Source organism: Gudongella oleilytica (assembly GCF_004101785.1).
Classification (GTDB): Bacteria; Bacillota; Clostridia; order Tissierellales; family Tissierellaceae; genus Gudongella; species Gudongella oleilytica.
This window is the reverse complement of the sequence record NZ_CP035130.1, coordinates 2,071,286-2,087,568: the sequence shown is the minus strand read 5'-3', so window position 1 is coordinate 2,087,568 and position 16,283 is coordinate 2,071,286. Positions and strand designations below refer to the sequence as shown.

Genomic DNA, 16,283 nt, shown 5'->3' with positions numbered 1-16,283 from the left:
GAAGGATCCATGGTTGACAATTACAACAGAAGGGCAAAGATTTTCAAGGCATTGGGTGACCCCAGAAGGATCATGATCCTCGAGATGCTTCAAAATGGCGAGCTTTGTGCATGTATGATACTTGAGAGATTTGATATGGCACAATCAACACTTTCTCATCACATGAAGCTTCTTCAGGAAAGTGGCTTCGTCAAGGGAAGAAGCGAGGGAAAGTGGGTCCACTACTCATTGGATCCAGAGGGATTTAGGGTCGCTATGAAAATCATAACAGGACTATCCATAACTAAGAATAAATTAGAGAGAACCGGAGAAGAATGATGGCTGATTTCAAGCATATCTATACAAAAAGGCTGTTATTGAAAAGACTTGAAGAATCAGATGCAAAGAGTGTGTTCGAGTATCGCAGCATGCCTGAGGTTTACATTTACCAGGGCTTCAGACCGGAAACAGCTGATGACGCAGTTGAGTTTGTAAGAATGAGTTCTGAAGAGCCTGATACTCCAGACACCAGGTTTCAGGTTGCAGTATGCTTAAGAGAAACAGGGAAACTTATTGGTGATATCGGGTTGAGATTTCTTGAGGATGGGAAGCAGGTGGAGATCGGTTACACAATCCACCCATTATATCACGGGAATGGATATGGAAAAGAAGCAGTAAGAGCTGCGATTGATTATCTATTCTGGGATCTTAAGAAACATAGGGTCACAGCTTCCATAGACCCAGACAATTATAAATCGATACGACTATGTGAAAGTCTTGGGATGAGAAAGGAGGCTCATTTTATTAAGAGTCTACTTATAAATGGAAGCTGGGCTGATGATGTTATATACGCAGTTTTGGAGGAAGAATGGATTGGAGATAGCAGAATTAAACCAAGTGATCCCATAGACTAATATATTTCGAATGTCCTCAGGAGATACAGCACGACTAACCATTGCCTATCGAACTGATAAAAAGGATCGTGAAATTCAGAGTCGTTGAAAATATGGATAAGCAGAAGTAAAGTTACTAAGGCACATTACAAGACGGATATGTTTCCGTCTTTACTTTTGCCTGATAATGTGTTAAAAATGATATTAATAACACTGTATCCTAATAAGAATGAGGATGCTACGAGCGGAGGATTATTTTAATGGGATCGCTGAAGGATTTTAAGAAAGTAGTCATAAAAATCGGCTCATCATCACTTACACATCAAAGCGGACTTCTTGATCTCTGGAAGATGGAGAGCCTGGTAAAGCAAATAGCTAATCTTTACAACAGCGGGAAAGACATCGTAATCGTTTCCTCAGGAGCTATAGCCGCTGGAATGGGAAAGATGAAGTTCGTTGGGAAGCCAAAAACCATTCCGGAAAAACAAGCGGCTGCAGCAGTAGGGCAGGGAACTTTGATGTATATGTACGAGAAATTATTTTCTGAATATGGCATTACTGTTGCGCAGGTTCTATTGACTAAGGAGGATATGTACCAGGACATAAGACGTGAGCATAGTATAAATGCTTTTTCTGCTTTAATTAAACACCGGATAATACCAATTGTAAATGAGAATGACGTGGTTGCCATTGATGAAATAAAGGTGGGAGACAACGATACCCTGTCTGCTGAGGTATGCAAAATGATAGGATTTGAAAACCTTACAATTTTGTCTGATATTGAGGGAGTATATAATAAGGATCCAAGAAAACACAAGGATGCCTATATGATAAATGAAATTAAGAACATTTCAGAGCTGGATGAGATCGATGCTGGAGATGCGGGATCAAATGTTGGTACGGGCGGGATGCAGACTAAGCTGAAAGCAGCGCAAATTATAGCAGAGGCCAAAGGGACTATGCTGATCGTGAACAGTGGCCATCATGAGGTGTTAAATGAACTATTGAACGGTCGAAAATGTGGAACATTTTTTGACTTCAGAGACTAATCGAGGAGGGGGTCAAATGAAGGATTATTCCAATGAAATCCTGGAAATGGGGTCCAAGGCAAAGGATGCAGCAAGGCTGTTAAGAACAAAGAGCTCTTCGGATAAGGATGCATTCCTGATTGAGCTTTACAACCAGCTTGGTATATTCAAGGAAGCGATTTTGGAAGCAAATGAACTGGATGTTACAAGGGCAAGGGAAAGTGGCATAAAGGAATCTCTCGTGGAAAGACTTGCACTAGGTGAAAAGAGATTTTCAGAAATGAGGGAAGGGCTGCTACAGGTCGCTTCTCTAAAGGATCCTGTTGGTGATGTCGACTCTATGTGGACAAATACCTCCGGTCTTAAAATTGGCTCAAGGAGAGTACCGCTGGGAGTTATTGCAATGATCTATGAATCAAGGCCAAATGTGACCATAGACGCTGCAGCTCTATGCATAAAAACGGGCAACTCGGTTATCCTTAAAGGGGGCTCGGACGCACTTAACACAAATATCGCTTTAATGAAGGCTGTGGGGAGGGCGATTGAGATCAAAGGATTTCCGGAAGGCACTGCACAGCTTGTGGAAACCACAGACAGGGAATTCACAGGTCAGCTACTTTCTGCAAGAGACCAAATAGATTGCGTGATACCTAGGGGAAGCAAGGGGCTTATTAACTTTGTTGCAAATAATTCAAGAATACCAATAATCGAAACCGGAACCGGCAACTGTCATATCTTTGTGGATAAAGGCTATGACGTAAAGAATGCTGTTGAAATAATCATTAACGCCAAGACCCAAAGACCTGGTGCATGTAATGCCGTAGAGACTGTTTTAGTACACAGTGATTGTGCCAGTAAGCTCCTTAAATCACTTGTTCCATCAATGCAGGCCGCTGGAGTAACATTAGCTTTGTGTGAATCTTCCTTCCGGATAAGCCATGAGCTGGGCCTTGAACTGGAGCATTGCAGAGAGGCAACTGAGTCAGACTGGGAGACTGAATTTCTTGACCTGATACTTGCCGTTAAGGTAGTAAATACTATGGAGGATGCCATAGAACACATAAATAAATACAGCACAGGCCACTCTGAGGCGATACTGACAAAAAATTATGACAATGCCCAAAAATTCCTGGACTTCGTTGACTCAGCTGCAGTATATGTCAATGCCTCCACCCGTTTCACTGATGGAGGTGAATTCGGTTTTGGAGCTGAAATAGGAATCAGCACCCAAAAGCTCCATGCAAGAGGCCCTATGGGACTTAAGGCTCTTACTACAAATAAATATATTGTCTATGGAAGTGGGCAAATCAGAAACTGACGCCGGGATTGATCCCGGTGTTTTTCTTTAGGCTATAACACACTAAAATGATATGAAATTAACAATATAAGCCATGATTATCCAGAAACATTCTTGACAAGTAAATTAAATTATTTTATAAAATCAGTTAATCCTCAGAAACATTAAACGGCTGATATTCAATACTTATAGTTACATAGGAGTTTTATCAATAGACAATATTAAATTATTATAAAAGTTGCTATTTAAAATTATGTTTTTATATGGTATATTTTTCATGATATATATCGTTTATAAATTAACGAGGAGTGATATTATGCAAGCTGTAGAATTGAACCAAGAGCTTTTTGATGAACTCGAGAGATATATCGACACCATCGAAACAAAGGAAACAGCCCTCATCGAGGTCCTACACCAGGCCCAAAACCTATTTGGGTACCTGCCGATGGAAGTGCAGCTTTTCATTGGTGAAAAGCTAAATGTTCCAGCATCAAAAATTTATGGTGTAGTGAGCTTCTATTCCTATTTCACAACTAAACCGAAAGGCAAGAACGTTATCAATGTATGCACCGGTACTGCTTGTTTTGTAAGGAATGCCGAGTCCATAGTCAAGGAACTTGAGAAGAGGCTTAGCATAAAAACCGGTGAAACCACCAGCAATGGTATGTTCACTATCGATTGCCTGAGGTGCGTAGGTGCATGCGGACTTGCTCCTGTCGTCATGGTGAATGATGAAGTCTACGGCAAGGTCAAGGTAGAAGACATTCCAAAAATTATTGCCAAGTATTCTGAGTAGGGGGCGAAGATATGAATAGAATTGAAGACTACAAGAGCCTATTGGAGATGCAAAAGGAACTGGTCCATGTAATGGATATAAGAAAAGCCAAATCTGGAGACACTGAATACAAAGAGCTTCTCATTTGCGGTGGAACAGGCTGCATGTCATCTCAAAGCAAAAAGCTGCTTGAAAACCTCAATAGTGAAATAGAGAAAAATGGGCTTTCAGATAAGGTTAGAGCATCGATCACAGGATGCTTCGGCTTCTGTGAAAAGGGTCCCATCGTAAAGGTATTTCCTGAGGACGTATTCTACGTTAATGTTAAACCTGAGGATGCGGCTGAAATCGTAAAATCCCATCTTATGGACGGATATCGTGTTGAGCGGCTTTTGTATGAAGAGCCAACATTAAAGAAGAAAGTAAATACTCAACACGAGATGGAGTTCTATAAGAAGCAGGAGCGTATTGCACTTAGAAACTGTGGATTGATTAATCCGGAGTTGATCGAAGAGTACATAGCAAACAGGGGATATGAGGCAATAGGGAAATGCATAACTGAAATGAAGCCAGAGAAGGTCATCCACGAGGTCAAGCTATCCGGTTTGAGGGGAAGAGGGGGCGGAGGATTCCCAACTGGTCTTAAATGGGAGTATGCAAGTAAAAATAAATCAGAAGTAAAGTATATAGTCTGCAATGCTGATGAAGGCGACCCCGGTGCATTCATGGATAGATCCATCCTTGAGGGAGATCCTCACAGTATCATTGAAGCAATGATGATAGCAGGCTACTCAATAGGTGCTCAGAAGGGATTTGTTTATATCAGAGCGGAATATCCTCTTGCAATAAAAAGACTTAAGACAGCGCTTAAGCAGGCAAGGGAAGCAGGACTTCTTGGAGACAATATAATGGGGACCAGCTTCTGCTTTGATATTGAGATCAAATATGGTGCAGGAGCATTTGTCTGCGGTGAAGAAACCGCGCTTATACACTCTATAGAGGGTGGAAGGGGAGAACCTACCACAAAACCTCCTTTCCCGGCTGAAAGCGGGCTTTGGGGCAAGCCAACAGTAGTAAATAACGTTGAGACTTTAGCAAATGTGCCTGCAATACTGACGAACGGTGCATCCTGGTTCAATAAGAGGGGCAGTGATACATCGAAGGGAACAAAAGTATTTGCATTGGCGGGCAAGATCAATAACGTTGGACTTGTTGAAGTCCCAATGGGTATTACCTTAAGGGAAATCATATATGATATCGGTGGAGGCATAAAAGATGGGAAGGGCTTCAAGGCAGTGCAAACGGGAGGCCCTTCAGGTGGATGTATCACCAGTGAAAATCTTGATGTCAAGATAGACTATGAGTCTCTTTACGGGATAGGATCAATGATGGGCTCAGGTGGAATGATAGTGATAGACGACGATAACTGTATCGTCGATATCGCAAAATTCTATCTCCAGTTTACTGTCGAGGAGTCCTGTGGTAAATGCACTCCATGTCGTGTAGGCAATAAAAGGCTATATGAGATGCTGACAGCAATAACCGAAGGAAAGAGTACAGTCGAAGATCTTGAAACCATGAGAAAGCTTGCAGAAACCATTAAGCTAACTGCTCTTTGCGGGCTTGGTCAGACTGCTCCTAACCCAGTTTTATCTACACTGAACTACTTCTATGATGAATATCTTGCACACGTAGAGCAAAAGATATGTCCTGCAGGTGTATGTCAGGCTCTATTAAGATACTTCATAACACCGGAAAAATGTATTGGGTGTACGCGTTGTGCCAAGGCCTGCCCTGTAAATGCAATAAGCGGCAAGGTCAAAGAGGTTCATGTAATCGATCAGGATATATGTATAAAATGCGGAGCTTGCTTCGATGTTTGCCCGGTCAGTGCAATAACTAAGGGATAGGAGGGAAGAAGGATATGATAAATTTAACTATCAACAATAAGGCAGTAAAGGTTCCCGAAGGATCGACTATTCTCGAGGCTGCAAAGACCGTCAACGTAAAGATCCCGACTCTCTGTCACCTGGATCTTCACGATATAAAAATGGTAAACAAGGCTGCAAGCTGCAGAGTTTGTGTCGTTGAGGTGGAAGGGAGAAAAACACTCGCTCCTGCATGTTCAACACCTGTGTTTGAGGGAATGATAGTAAGAACAGATACCAAGAAGGCTGTTAAGGCAAGGAGAACTGTTGTTGAGCTTCTTCTGTCAGACCACCCCAGCGATTGCCTGATATGTGAGAAGAATACAGACTGTGAACTTCAAAGCCTTGCGGCAGAGCTTGGAATAAGACATATTAAGTACGAAGGGGAAATGTCAACATATCCCATCGACAACAGCAGCTTGTCTATCGTAAGAAATATGGATAAGTGCATCATGTGCAGAAGATGCGAGACCATGTGCAACGAGGTCCAGACTGTACATGCTTTGTCAGGTACCGGCAGAGGATTTGAAACGGTTGTTGGTTCAGCATTTGATCTGCCGATGCATGAAACCAACTGTACCTTCTGCGGCCAATGTCTTGCAGTTTGTCCGACAGCTGCTTTGACAGAGGTCAACAACGTACCCAAGGTATGGGACGCGATAAATGACGAGAGGAAAACAGTAGTAGTTCAAACTGCCCCTGCAGTTCGTGTGGCTCTTGGAGAGGAATTCGGGCTTGAGCCAGGCACAGTAGTTACAGGGAAGATGGTAGCTGCACTTAGACAAATGGGCTTTGACATGGTTTATGATACTGACTTTGCTGCAGACCTTACAATAATTGAGGAAGCATCGGAATTTGTTCACAGACTGAAGCATGGTGGCAAGCTTCCTATTCTAACCAGCTGTTGTCCTGGCTGGGTAAAGTTCTTCGAACATCAATTCAACGACATGCTGGATATCCCATCAAGCTGTAAGTCGCCCCATGAAATGTTTGGATCAATAGCTAAATCATACCTGGCAGAGAAAATCAACATTCATCCAAAGAATATGACTGTTGTTTCAGTAATGCCATGCGTAGCGAAAAAGTATGAAGCTGCAAGACCTGAGCTGGGACATGGAGGCACTAAGGACGTAGACATAGTAATAACCACAAGAGAGCTTGCCAGGATGATACGAGAGGCTGGAATCGACTTCCTGGCTCTTGAGGACGAAGAATTCGACAATCCTCTTGGGGAGTCCACCGGCGCATCAGTAATATTTGGAGCAACGGGTGGAGTTATAGAGGCGGCTTTAAGAACTGCATATGAGTGGCTGACGGAGGAAACTCTTGAGAATGTCGAATTTGAAGCCTTAAGAGGTATTGAGGGTACCAAGGAGGCTACAGTAAATATAAATGGTCAGGACATACACATTGCCGTTACTCATGGATTGGGCAACGCCAGAGCTTTGCTTGAGAAAATCAAAAGAGGAGAGGCTAATTACCACGCCATTGAGATAATGGCTTGTCCAGGAGGCTGTATTGGAGGAGGAGGACAACCCTATCACCATGGAAATCTCGAGATCCTGCAAAAGCGAATCGAGGGCATCTATTCGGAGGATCGCTCGAAGCCCATAAGAAAATCTCACGAGAATCCAATGATCAAACAGATTTATGAGGAATTCCTGGGAGAGCCCTATGGAGAGACAGCTCATGAGTATCTGCACACCCACTATGTAAAAAGAACCAAAATGTAATATTTAAGGAGCCTGTGATTGTTTCGCAGGCTCCTTATTAAAACCTTGTTTTTTTGATTTCCTCCTCCAGTCTTTCAAGTTCTTTGATCGTATATGGAGAAAGCTTTTCCATTACCTCTTTTCGTGCTTCAAGGGCATCCTGATACCTGTCTTCCCGCTTTCTGTTTTTAACATTCTTATTCCATGCAACCTTTTCGTTATTGAAATACAGATCATAATCCACTATCCTGGTTCCATCTGGCAGGTATTCAAGGCCGAATAAAAGCTTCTTGATCCTTGATGGCTCTCTGAAGGTCAGCAATCTTACTCTATAGATCTCGACTGCAAGAAGCGCCTTTGGGTAGTCCTTGGACCATGATTCCCCAAGAACAAGACCCAACTCAAGATCCTCAAGTACCTCCATCATACGGTCATAGTGAAGCTTATATGCTCCATATTTATCGTATATCCTGATCTCCACCTCATGCCAATCCTTGTTACCTATCCCAATATTGAGGTATTTTAATGCATGCATCCCTAATTCCCGCTTGATAACGCCGAAATCCCCATCAAGCCTCAAATAACCAGGCTTCAGATCGGAAAGTATTATGCGTTTGTTCAAAGGTTTTTCCGTCAGACCTATAAAAATGTAATCACTTGACAATTCTCCAAGGTAATCTTCATAAGGGACGATATCCCCTCCAAAGTCATCCTGGATTCGCTTGAGTACTTTATCCAGGTCACCCACTGCCCTCATTATTATCATATGAGGCCCCGATTTTATCGAAAGGATATTGTCCTTTGATTCCGAGGACATAAGCTCACATGCAAAAGCAAGAGCCTCCTCGTAGACCAGGAAGGAATCTGATATTGAAAATATGCTCGACTCCGGGTTTTCCCTATTTATAAAGAATACAACGGTTTGATATTCGGTACTCTCATCAAGTATCTTTTTTGAATCAACACGTTCGGACTTAAAGCTCGTTAGCAGGAAATCTGACAGCCCTTCTCTGTCTGAGGTGGTTATATATATCGCTCTGCTTCCACTTCTTATCAAGGATACCATAATGACCTCCTTATATCCCAAGTTTATTTCTGTTTAATCTGGAATTATTGGTTCCAAAGGGGTATTCGATTCTTTTAACATCCAGAGTAACCAAATCGATCAGGCTCATTGATGTAATACCATTTAAGTCTTTCTCTTTGTTTCTGTCGTCATCTGCAGAATCAAGATCGTGGCCGTATAGCCTTAAATCAGCAGTCAAGTCCTTCAAATCTGAGTAATAGTGAGAAAATGCTACATCGACACCTTCAAATTCCATCTTGCCCCAGCCATCAAAAACCATCAGCCTGCCGCTGTGTTTCCTTACAAAATCATAATCATCATGGTTTCCAAGGGATAATACGATCTTCTTTGCTTTGGAATCCTGAAGAATTTTAAGTATAATCCTTACCTCGTGCTTATATCTGTGAAATGAGCTTTGATATAAACCGATCTTTATATTATCCGCCAGATCTCCAGTATGGATAATATAATCAGGCTCAAGCGCCTTTATTATCCGCTTAAGTTCAGGGTAAAACTGGCTGGGCGTATCCGATATATGTAAAAGCCTTGGATGATCATCCAACCTGGAGGCGTGATCAAGTATCGACCTTCCAAAAACTGCACCGATTATATTCTTGACCATAGACATATTCTCACCTCCTTTGGACTATTATACACAAGATTTGATCCTCTTGAAACAAAAATGAAGGCGTTATGTAAATCGACTCCAAATTATGGGAATAGTATGTCACAGGAAATATATATTATGGATGAAATTAAATCTTCATTATGGTAAAATTGTTCTGTCATATATAGTTTTCAAAAATATCCAGGAGAATTTTTAAATATTATTTTACAAAGGAGAGATAAAATGAGTAAACCTGTTTTGTCAGCACATTTTGAATCCAGAAAACCTTCTGACGTCAGATTGGCGCAAATGAAATATGACGAAAGAAAGGTAAAACCACAAGAGGTAATCAATGTCGGTATTGGCAACGTTTCCCTTCCTACAAACCCAGCTATGCAAAAAAGGATGTTTAATCTGGATGCTCCAGATAGTCCGTTTAATAAAGGAGTAGTAAAGTACACAGGTACAGCTGGAACACCAGAAGCACAGGAGGCTGTAAAAAACATATTAAGGAGTGGAGGATTCAATACTGACAACCTTTACGTCCAGATAACAGAAGGCGGCTCAGCAGGGATGGAACTGTTGATCCTTGGAGTATGCGGACCTGCTGGTTCATCAGAAAAACCATTGATGATGATCGATCCGGCTTACACCAATTACATTTCCTTTGCAGAAAGATTGGGAAGGAAGACTGTAACTGTAAAGAGACATATGGGTGATGATGGCAAATTCAACCTCCCAAGTCTTGAGGAGATCGAAGAGAGCATAAAGAAGAACAACCCTGGAGCATTGCTTATAATTCCATACGACAATCCAACCGGACAGCTTTATGACTATGAAATGCTAATCGGCCTTGCAGAACTGTGTGTAAAATACAATATTTGGTTTGTAAGTGACGAGGCGTACCGTGAGCTTTACTATATTGAAAAGGATAAGCTAATAAGCATCTGGGGAGTTACAGATGCTGAGGTACCAGGGATAGAAGGAAGAAGGATCAGCATAGAAACAACCTCTAAGGTATGGAATGCCTGCGGACTGAGAATTGGTGCAGTGGTAACAGACAATCCTGAATTTCACAACAGATCAGTTGCTGAATACACTGCCAATCTATGTGCCAATGCGATTGGTCAGTATGTCTTCGGAGCACTGGCTCATGAAAGCAAGGAAAGCCTGTTGGCATGGTGCAAGCAGCAAAGAGACTACTATAAAGATGTTATAGTAAATGTATATAACGGATTTAAGGCTCTTGAGCCAAACCTGGTGGTTTCTAGCCCTGATGCGGCTATATACTCTGTAATCGACGTCAGAAAGGTAGTAAAGCCGGGATTTGATTCAATTGATTTCGTTTTATACTGTGCAAGCGAAGGCTCCGCGATCATCGACGGAGTTGAAACCACACTCCTGGTAGCTCCAATGAAGGGCTTCTACGACGAGAAGGATCCTGCCAAGAACCCAGGGACCACTCAATTTAGGATTTCCTTTGTTGAGACCCCTGAAAAGATGGCAAAGGTTCCTGAGCTGTTTATCAAGCTTCTTAGACAATACGAAGAAAGCAGATAACAGCTGTACTAAAAGGTCTGTCGAAACTACTCGACAGACCTTTATTTAGGTGAAATATACTTTTAAGTGGTATAATTATGTTGGAAAGATTTACATGACAGGAGGGACACAATGATAAGATTTGAAAACGACTACCTTGAAGGGGCCCATCCCAGGATAATGGAACGCTTATTAGAAACAAATTTTGAGCAAACCCCAGGCTATGGAACTGACCATCATACAGAAAAAGCCAGGGAATACATAAAGGAGATCTGTGCAGATCCAGCAATTGATGTCCATTTTTTAGTTGGCGGGACTCAGGCAAATACAACTGTAATAGCTTCCATTCTTAAGCCATACCAGGGAGTTATCAGCGCATCTTCAGGACATATCAATGTTCATGAGACAGGGGCTATAGAAGCAACTGGTCATAAAGTACTTGCCTTGGAAAGCCTGGATGGAAAACTTACAGCAAAGCAGGTTATGGTAGCGTATGATACACATTGGAGCGACGGTACCCATGAGCATATGGTCCAGCCGGGGATGGTCTACATATCAAATCCTACGGAAATCGGAACTATATACTCATTAAAGGAACTGGAGGAGCTTAGTGTAGTCTGTAGGAATATAGAGCTGCCGCTTTTTATGGATGGTGCGAGACTGGGCTATGGGTTGATGGCAGAGGGAAATGATATAGCGATGCCAGACCTTGCAAGGCTCTGTGACGTTTTCTACATAGGAGGGACAAAGGTTGGTGCCCTGTTTGGAGAAGCTGTTGTAATATCATCAGATAAGCTTAAGAAGGACTTCAGATACAACATAAAGCAAAGAGGAGGCATGCTTGCGAAGGGAAGGCTCCTTGGGATCCAGTTCGAGACCTTGTTTGAGGATGGCCTTTACATGGAGATAGCCGGTGAAGCAATAGGATATGCAATGGCGATAAAGAATGCTTTTAAATCTAAGGGATACGAGTTCCTGATCAATTCTCCCACAAACCAGCAATTTCCTATCCTGACTAACCATGAAATTGATAAACTAAGTAAGAAATACTCTTTCCAGTATTGGCAGAAGGTTGATGAGGGACGATCAGCTGTAAGGTTCTGTACAAGCTGGGCAACCAGGAGAGAGCAGGTTGAACAGCTCTTAAGGGATATTAAAGAATTATAAACCGAATGTATCAACCGGTTTACTCATGCGATCCTTTATGTTAAAATATGGGCGACATATGTGAATACCCAAGGGAATGACAAAGTCCAAGAGTGTTACAGTTTCACCAATAAATAGGTAAGAGGTGCAATGGAGTGAAAATATTAATTGCAACAGATTGGTATAAGCCAATTGTCAACGGAGTGGTAACATCTGTTACCAATCTTGAAAGAGAGCTGTTGGCAAAAGGGCATGACGTAAGGATATTGACTCTTTCAAACAGCCTTCATTCAAGAAAAGAAGGTAATGTATACTATATAAAATCAGTTTCGGCAGACAAGCTTTATCCCGGTGCCAGAGCTTCTATTTACCTGTTTGGGGAGCTATACGACGAGATCCTTAAATGGGCACCGGATATTATCCATACGCAGGCAGAATTCACAACCTTCATATTTGCAAAGAGGATCGTTAAAGCGTTGGGGATACCTCATGTTCATACCTACCATACTGTTTACGAGGATTATACTCATTATTTCTCAATAAACGAGCAAATAGGGAAAAAAACAGTTGCTTACCTTTCAAGAAGACTTCTCGATGCACTGGATGAGGTTATTGTGCCAACTGCCAAAGTAAAGAGACTGTTAGAAGGCTATGGAGTAATTCCGAGGATATCAGTTATTCCGTCAGGTATCCGACTGGATTCATTCTATCAAAAGACTAATGACCTTGAGCAGAAAGAACTTAAGAGTCATCTGGGCATAGCACCTGATAAAAAGGTATTGGTCTATGTAGGAAGGCTTGCAAAGGAAAAAAATCTTGATGAATTACTGGATTACTATAAGCGTCTCGATAGAAATGATACCGTTTTACTGATAACGGGGATCGGGCCATACAGATCAAGGCTTGAAGAGCTGGTTGACGCGATGGAACTTACAGACAGGGTTATTTTTGTAGGATTAGTGGAGCCTTCAACACTTCACAAATATTATAAATTGGGAGATATATTTGTAAGCTGCTCAACTAGCGAAACGCAGGGACTGACTTATATAGAGGCACTTGCATGTGGAGTCCCGCCTATATGCAGAAGAGATCTTGCTCTCGAGGGAGTTATAAACGACGGTATAAATGGATATCAATACGATACCTTCGAGGAATTTAAATCCAGAGTGGAGGAGCTCCTTTCAGATGAGACAAAAAGAACTGAAATGTCCGGAAGAGCTGTTGAAAACTCACTTGGTTACTCTACCGGGATTTTTGCCGATAGTGTCGAGGAGTTATACTCGAGAGTCTTAAATAAGCATAACGATATTGCTGACAAAAAGGAAGGAAGGCTAAGTAGTCTGAGGAGAGGTCTGAGATTGAGAAGGCACAGTTGATCCAGTATGTGAGTAGCTATCGATAGGAGATTTAGGGATATGAATATAAAGATAACTGAAAAAGCAAGAAAACACATAAAAATGAAGTCAATTGACTCAATAACAATCGGAGCCTACATGACAAAAATGTGTTGAGGCAGGGCAACTATACCAAAGGTTTCTTTGGGAAGACCGATGAATGCTGACGAGTATTATATTGAGAGCGTAGAGGGTTTGGATATATATATCAGCAAGAGACTGGAAATCCAGGAAAAAGGGTTTCAAATCATCGAGGTGGGTATCCTGATCAAAAGAATTGATGTAGATGGAATAAGGATCATATAAGCTTGTAAGATGGAGGTAAGTGATTGGATAAGATGGGAAGCTGCATGATCTGTCCCAGAAGCTGTGGTGTCAACAGGAACATTGGTGAAAAGGGATATTGTGGAGAGACAGACAAGATCAGAATTGCAAGAGCAGCGCTTCATTTCTGGGAGGAGCCATGCATATCAGGGGATACAGGATCTGGTACAGTTTTCTTTACAGGCTGCAATCTTGGCTGTGTGTATTGTCAAAATTATGATATAGCTCATGAGGGTAGAGGCAAAGAAGTAACAATAGAAAGGCTTTCAGAAATTTATCTGGAGCTTGAGGACAAGGGAGCGGCAAATATAAACCTTGTTACTCCAACTCATTTTTCACCCCAAATTAAACAGGCCATTATTCGATCTAAATCAAAGGGGTTAAATATCCCTATAGTTTACAACACAAGCAGCTATGAGACAGTGGAGAGCCTTAGAGACCTTGCTGGGGTAGTGGATATTTATCTTTCAGACTTCAAGTATTTTGATGGTCTACTGGCAAAGAAATATTCAAATGCACCTGACTACCCTGAAATAGCTTCTAAGGCCTTTGATGAGATGATAAGTCAGCAGCCTGAACTGGTATTTAACGATAATGGGATTCTTTTAAGCGGTGTAATAGCAAGACACTTGGTTTTACCTGGTCAGCAGGAGGATTCGAAAAAAATCCTTGAATATTTGTATCTGAGGTATGGTGATTCTATACTCATAAGCATAATGAATCAATTTACCCCTTCAGCTCCTCTTATTTCCTGGCCTGAGATAAATAGAGTACTTGATGACGAGGAATACCAGCAGGTGATTGATTATGCCCTGGAGCTGGGGATCTCTAATGGCTACATCCAGGAAGGAGAAACTGCTAAGGAAAGCTTCATTCCTCCCTTTGACAATGAGGGAGTCTGATATAAAAGTAAAAGGCAGCATGCCATAAAGATCAAACAATTATGCTAATTGATGGTGCACAGCTTATAGTATGTGGTATAATTAATTTTGGATTTCAACAATAGGTATCCTGAATGGACTTCAGGATATTTGATTTTTTATGTTCTAATATTAATAACAAAGGAGACTTAAACTATGAAAGCAGGCTTTGATCCTCAACGCTACATCGAAGAGCAATCAAAATTCATCCTCGAAAGAGTAAACAATTTCGATAAGCTTTATCTTGAATTTGGAGGAAAGCTTATAGGCGATAAGCACGCTCAGAGAGTCCTACCAGGCTTCGATGAGGATGCCAAGATCAAGCTTCTTCAAAAGCTGAGGGACAAGGCTGAAATTATAATCTGCGTTTTTGCAGGCGACATCGAAAGAAACAAGATCAGAGGTGACTATGGTATTTCCTATGATATGGATGTTCTTAAACAAATAGATGAATTGCGGGATTTTGGGCTTGAGGTAAACAGCGTTGTAATAACTAGGTTCAATGGACAACCGGCAGCAAAGCTGTTTATAAACAAGCTTGAAAGAAGAGGAATAAAGGTATTCACCCATTCTTCCATTGAGGGATATCCTTCCGATGTAGACAAGATAGTCAGCGAGGAAGGATATGGTAGAAATGAGTATATCCCTACCACAAAGCCAATAGTCGTAGTCACAGCACCTGGACCTGGCAGTGGAAAGCTTGCTACATGCCTGAACCAGCTTTATCATGAGCATAAATTGAACAGGGTTGCCGGATATTCAAAATTTGAGACATTCCCTGTTTGGAATGTTCCGTTGAAGCATCCCTTGAATATTGCATACGAGGCTGCAACAGTAGATCTGAAGGATGTAAATATGATAGACTATTTCCATTTTGAAAGATACAGCGAGGTTGCAGTCAATTACAACCGGGATATTGAAATGTTCCCTGTTATAAAAAGGATAATAGAGAAGATAACCGGGAGAGAATCTCTGTATCAGTCGCCCACAGATATGGGAGTTAACAGGATAGGCTTTGGCATAGTGGATGATGAGGTAGTTAGAGAAGCTTCGAGGCAAGAGATCATAAGAAGGAGCTTTGCCACAGAGTGTGATTATAAAAAAGGACTTGTCGATGAAGAGATCCTTAACCGAATGAGAATAATAATGGAGGAACTTCAGCTCAAGAAAGAGGATAGAGCCTGTGTTGGACCTGCCAGGGAATACTCCGGAAAACTGAAAGACAATAACGGAAACAGTGATGTACCGGCAGTAATAGCTATCCAGCTTCTGGATGGAAGGATAATAACAGGAAGAGCTTCAGGACTTATGGATGCATGTTCTGCGGCCCTTTTGAACTCAGTTAAGACACTGGCAAATATTGCTGATGAGATATTGTTGCTGTCGCCTGTGATAATTGAGACAATACAGGAGCTTAAGACCAAAGGGTTCCATAGTAAAATTTCTACTTTGAATGCAAATGAGGTACTTATTGCACTAAGTATAGGTGCTGTAACTAATCCAACTGCACAGCTGGCACTGGACAAGCTACAGGAGCTTAAGGGGGCTCAGGCACATTCCACAGTCATGCTGAATGATGTCGACGATCAGATACTTAGAAAGCTTGGAATTGATATAACCTGTGATCCATTTTATCCCTCAGAAAATCTATATTACGTATGATCCAGATAATCGG

Annotated in this window: 15 protein-coding genes; 13 read left to right on the top strand and 2 right to left on the bottom strand. The window is 41.7% G+C overall.

All coding sequences use genetic code 11. The features are described 5' to 3' along the window. The first annotated feature begins 9 nt into the window (after positions 1–9). The 7 genes from EC328_RS10100 to EC328_RS10070 all read left to right on the top strand — a co-directional run bounded on the left by EC328_RS10100 (position 10) and on the right by EC328_RS10070 (position 7,633). Positions 10–318: an ArsR/SmtB family transcription factor gene (locus EC328_RS10100; RefSeq protein WP_128426676.1), complete on the top strand. Its 309-nt coding sequence runs from the start codon at positions 10–12 to the stop codon at positions 316–318. Beyond that, positions 318–893 carry a GNAT family N-acetyltransferase gene (locus EC328_RS10095; protein WP_206363856.1) on the top strand — a complete coding sequence of 192 codons (576 nt, stop codon included), beginning with the start codon at positions 318–320 and terminating at the stop codon, positions 891–893. The genes EC328_RS10100 and EC328_RS10095 overlap by 1 nt, the downstream gene beginning before the upstream one ends. Positions 894–1,132: 239 nt before the next feature. Next, positions 1,133–1,921: a glutamate 5-kinase gene (gene proB / locus EC328_RS10090; protein ID WP_128426674.1), complete on the top strand. Its 789-nt coding sequence runs from the start codon at positions 1,133–1,135 to the stop codon at positions 1,919–1,921. Positions 1,922–1,937: 16 nt separating this feature from the next. Beyond that, positions 1,938–3,218, top strand: coding sequence for a glutamate-5-semialdehyde dehydrogenase (locus tag EC328_RS10085; protein WP_128426673.1), 1,281 nt, complete (start codon positions 1,938–1,940; stop codon positions 3,216–3,218). Between the two features lie 295 nt (positions 3,219–3,513). After that, the gene (gene nuoE, locus EC328_RS10080; protein WP_128426672.1) at positions 3,514–3,993 is read left to right on the top strand and encodes an NADH-quinone oxidoreductase subunit NuoE; all 480 of its coding nucleotides are present in this window, start codon (positions 3,514–3,516) and stop codon (positions 3,991–3,993) included. An 11-nt stretch (positions 3,994–4,004) separates the two neighbouring features. Then, a complete protein-coding gene (locus EC328_RS10075) occupies positions 4,005–5,882 on the top strand; it encodes an NADH-ubiquinone oxidoreductase-F iron-sulfur binding region domain-containing protein (protein ID WP_128426671.1) in 1,878 nt (625 codons plus the stop codon). Between the two features lie 14 nt (positions 5,883–5,896). Further along, positions 5,897–7,633 (top strand): NADH-dependent [FeFe] hydrogenase, group A6, encoded by a 1,737-nt coding sequence (locus EC328_RS10070; protein ID WP_128426670.1) that lies wholly within the window; start codon positions 5,897–5,899, stop codon positions 7,631–7,633. 37 nt (positions 7,634–7,670) lie between these two features. Here the strand turns inward: EC328_RS10070 and EC328_RS10065 are convergent, their stop codons facing one another. Beyond that, complete coding sequence (locus EC328_RS10065; protein ID WP_128426669.1) at positions 7,671–8,678, bottom strand: hypothetical protein; 1,008 nt, start codon at positions 8,676–8,678, stop codon at positions 7,671–7,673. 10 nt (positions 8,679–8,688) lie between these two features. Continuing rightward, positions 8,689–9,306 carry a metallophosphoesterase gene (locus tag EC328_RS10060; protein WP_128426668.1) on the bottom strand — a complete coding sequence of 206 codons (618 nt, stop codon included), beginning with the start codon at positions 9,304–9,306 and terminating at the stop codon, positions 8,689–8,691. A gap of 222 nt (positions 9,307–9,528) precedes the next feature. Between EC328_RS10060 and EC328_RS10055 the strand changes: the two genes are divergently transcribed. The 6 genes from EC328_RS10055 (at position 9,529) to EC328_RS10035 (ending at position 16,270) form a co-directional block, all read left to right on the top strand. Next, the gene (locus EC328_RS10055) at positions 9,529–10,845 is read left to right on the top strand and encodes a pyridoxal phosphate-dependent aminotransferase (RefSeq protein ID WP_128426667.1); all 1,317 of its coding nucleotides are present in this window, start codon (positions 9,529–9,531) and stop codon (positions 10,843–10,845) included. 111 nt (positions 10,846–10,956) lie between these two features. Continuing rightward, complete coding sequence (locus EC328_RS10050) at positions 10,957–11,991, top strand: threonine aldolase family protein (RefSeq protein WP_128426666.1); 1,035 nt, start codon at positions 10,957–10,959, stop codon at positions 11,989–11,991. A gap of 134 nt (positions 11,992–12,125) precedes the next feature. Beyond that, positions 12,126–13,346 (top strand): glycosyltransferase family 4 protein, encoded by a 1,221-nt coding sequence (locus tag EC328_RS10045; RefSeq protein WP_128426665.1) that lies wholly within the window; start codon positions 12,126–12,128, stop codon positions 13,344–13,346. Positions 13,347–13,508: 162 nt separating this feature from the next. Beyond that, complete coding sequence (locus EC328_RS11550; RefSeq protein WP_164906096.1) at positions 13,509–13,670, top strand: hypothetical protein; 162 nt, start codon at positions 13,509–13,511, stop codon at positions 13,668–13,670. Between the two features lie 32 nt (positions 13,671–13,702). Continuing rightward, positions 13,703–14,590 (top strand): radical SAM protein, encoded by an 888-nt coding sequence (locus EC328_RS10040; protein WP_128427051.1) that lies wholly within the window; start codon positions 13,703–13,705, stop codon positions 14,588–14,590. A 174-nt stretch (positions 14,591–14,764) separates the two neighbouring features. Continuing rightward, positions 14,765–16,270: a DUF1846 domain-containing protein gene (locus EC328_RS10035; RefSeq protein ID WP_128426664.1), complete on the top strand. Its 1,506-nt coding sequence runs from the start codon at positions 14,765–14,767 to the stop codon at positions 16,268–16,270. Positions 16,271–16,283 lie beyond the last annotated feature (13 nt).

What these genes read in the sequence shown, in the direction of transcription:
- EC328_RS10100 (WP_128426676.1), top strand. Translation starts at nt 10, where the DNA reads ATGGTTGACAATTACAACAGAAGGGCAAAGATTTTCAAGGCATTGGGT.
- EC328_RS10095 (WP_206363856.1), top strand. Translation starts at nt 318, where the DNA reads ATGGCTGATTTCAAGCATATCTATACAAAAAGGCTGTTATTGAAAAGA.
- proB (WP_128426674.1), top strand. Translation starts at nt 1,133, where the DNA reads ATGGGATCGCTGAAGGATTTTAAGAAAGTAGTCATAAAAATCGGCTCA.
- nuoE (WP_128426672.1), top strand. Translation starts at nt 3,514, where the DNA reads ATGCAAGCTGTAGAATTGAACCAAGAGCTTTTTGATGAACTCGAGAGA.
- EC328_RS10060 (WP_128426668.1), bottom strand. Translation starts at nt 9,306, where the DNA reads ATGTCTATGGTCAAGAATATAATCGGTGCAGTTTTTGGAAGGTCGATA.
- EC328_RS10085 (WP_128426673.1), top strand. Translation starts at nt 1,938, where the DNA reads ATGAAGGATTATTCCAATGAAATCCTGGAAATGGGGTCCAAGGCAAAG.
- EC328_RS10075 (WP_128426671.1), top strand. Translation starts at nt 4,005, where the DNA reads ATGAATAGAATTGAAGACTACAAGAGCCTATTGGAGATGCAAAAGGAA.
- EC328_RS10050 (WP_128426666.1), top strand. Translation starts at nt 10,957, where the DNA reads ATGATAAGATTTGAAAACGACTACCTTGAAGGGGCCCATCCCAGGATA.
- EC328_RS10035 (WP_128426664.1), top strand. Translation starts at nt 14,765, where the DNA reads ATGAAAGCAGGCTTTGATCCTCAACGCTACATCGAAGAGCAATCAAAA.
- EC328_RS10040 (WP_128427051.1), top strand. Translation starts at nt 13,703, where the DNA reads ATGGGAAGCTGCATGATCTGTCCCAGAAGCTGTGGTGTCAACAGGAAC.
- EC328_RS10065 (WP_128426669.1), bottom strand. Translation starts at nt 8,678, where the DNA reads ATGGTATCCTTGATAAGAAGTGGAAGCAGAGCGATATATATAACCACC.
- EC328_RS10070 (WP_128426670.1), top strand. Translation starts at nt 5,897, where the DNA reads ATGATAAATTTAACTATCAACAATAAGGCAGTAAAGGTTCCCGAAGGA.
- EC328_RS10055 (WP_128426667.1), top strand. Translation starts at nt 9,529, where the DNA reads ATGAGTAAACCTGTTTTGTCAGCACATTTTGAATCCAGAAAACCTTCT.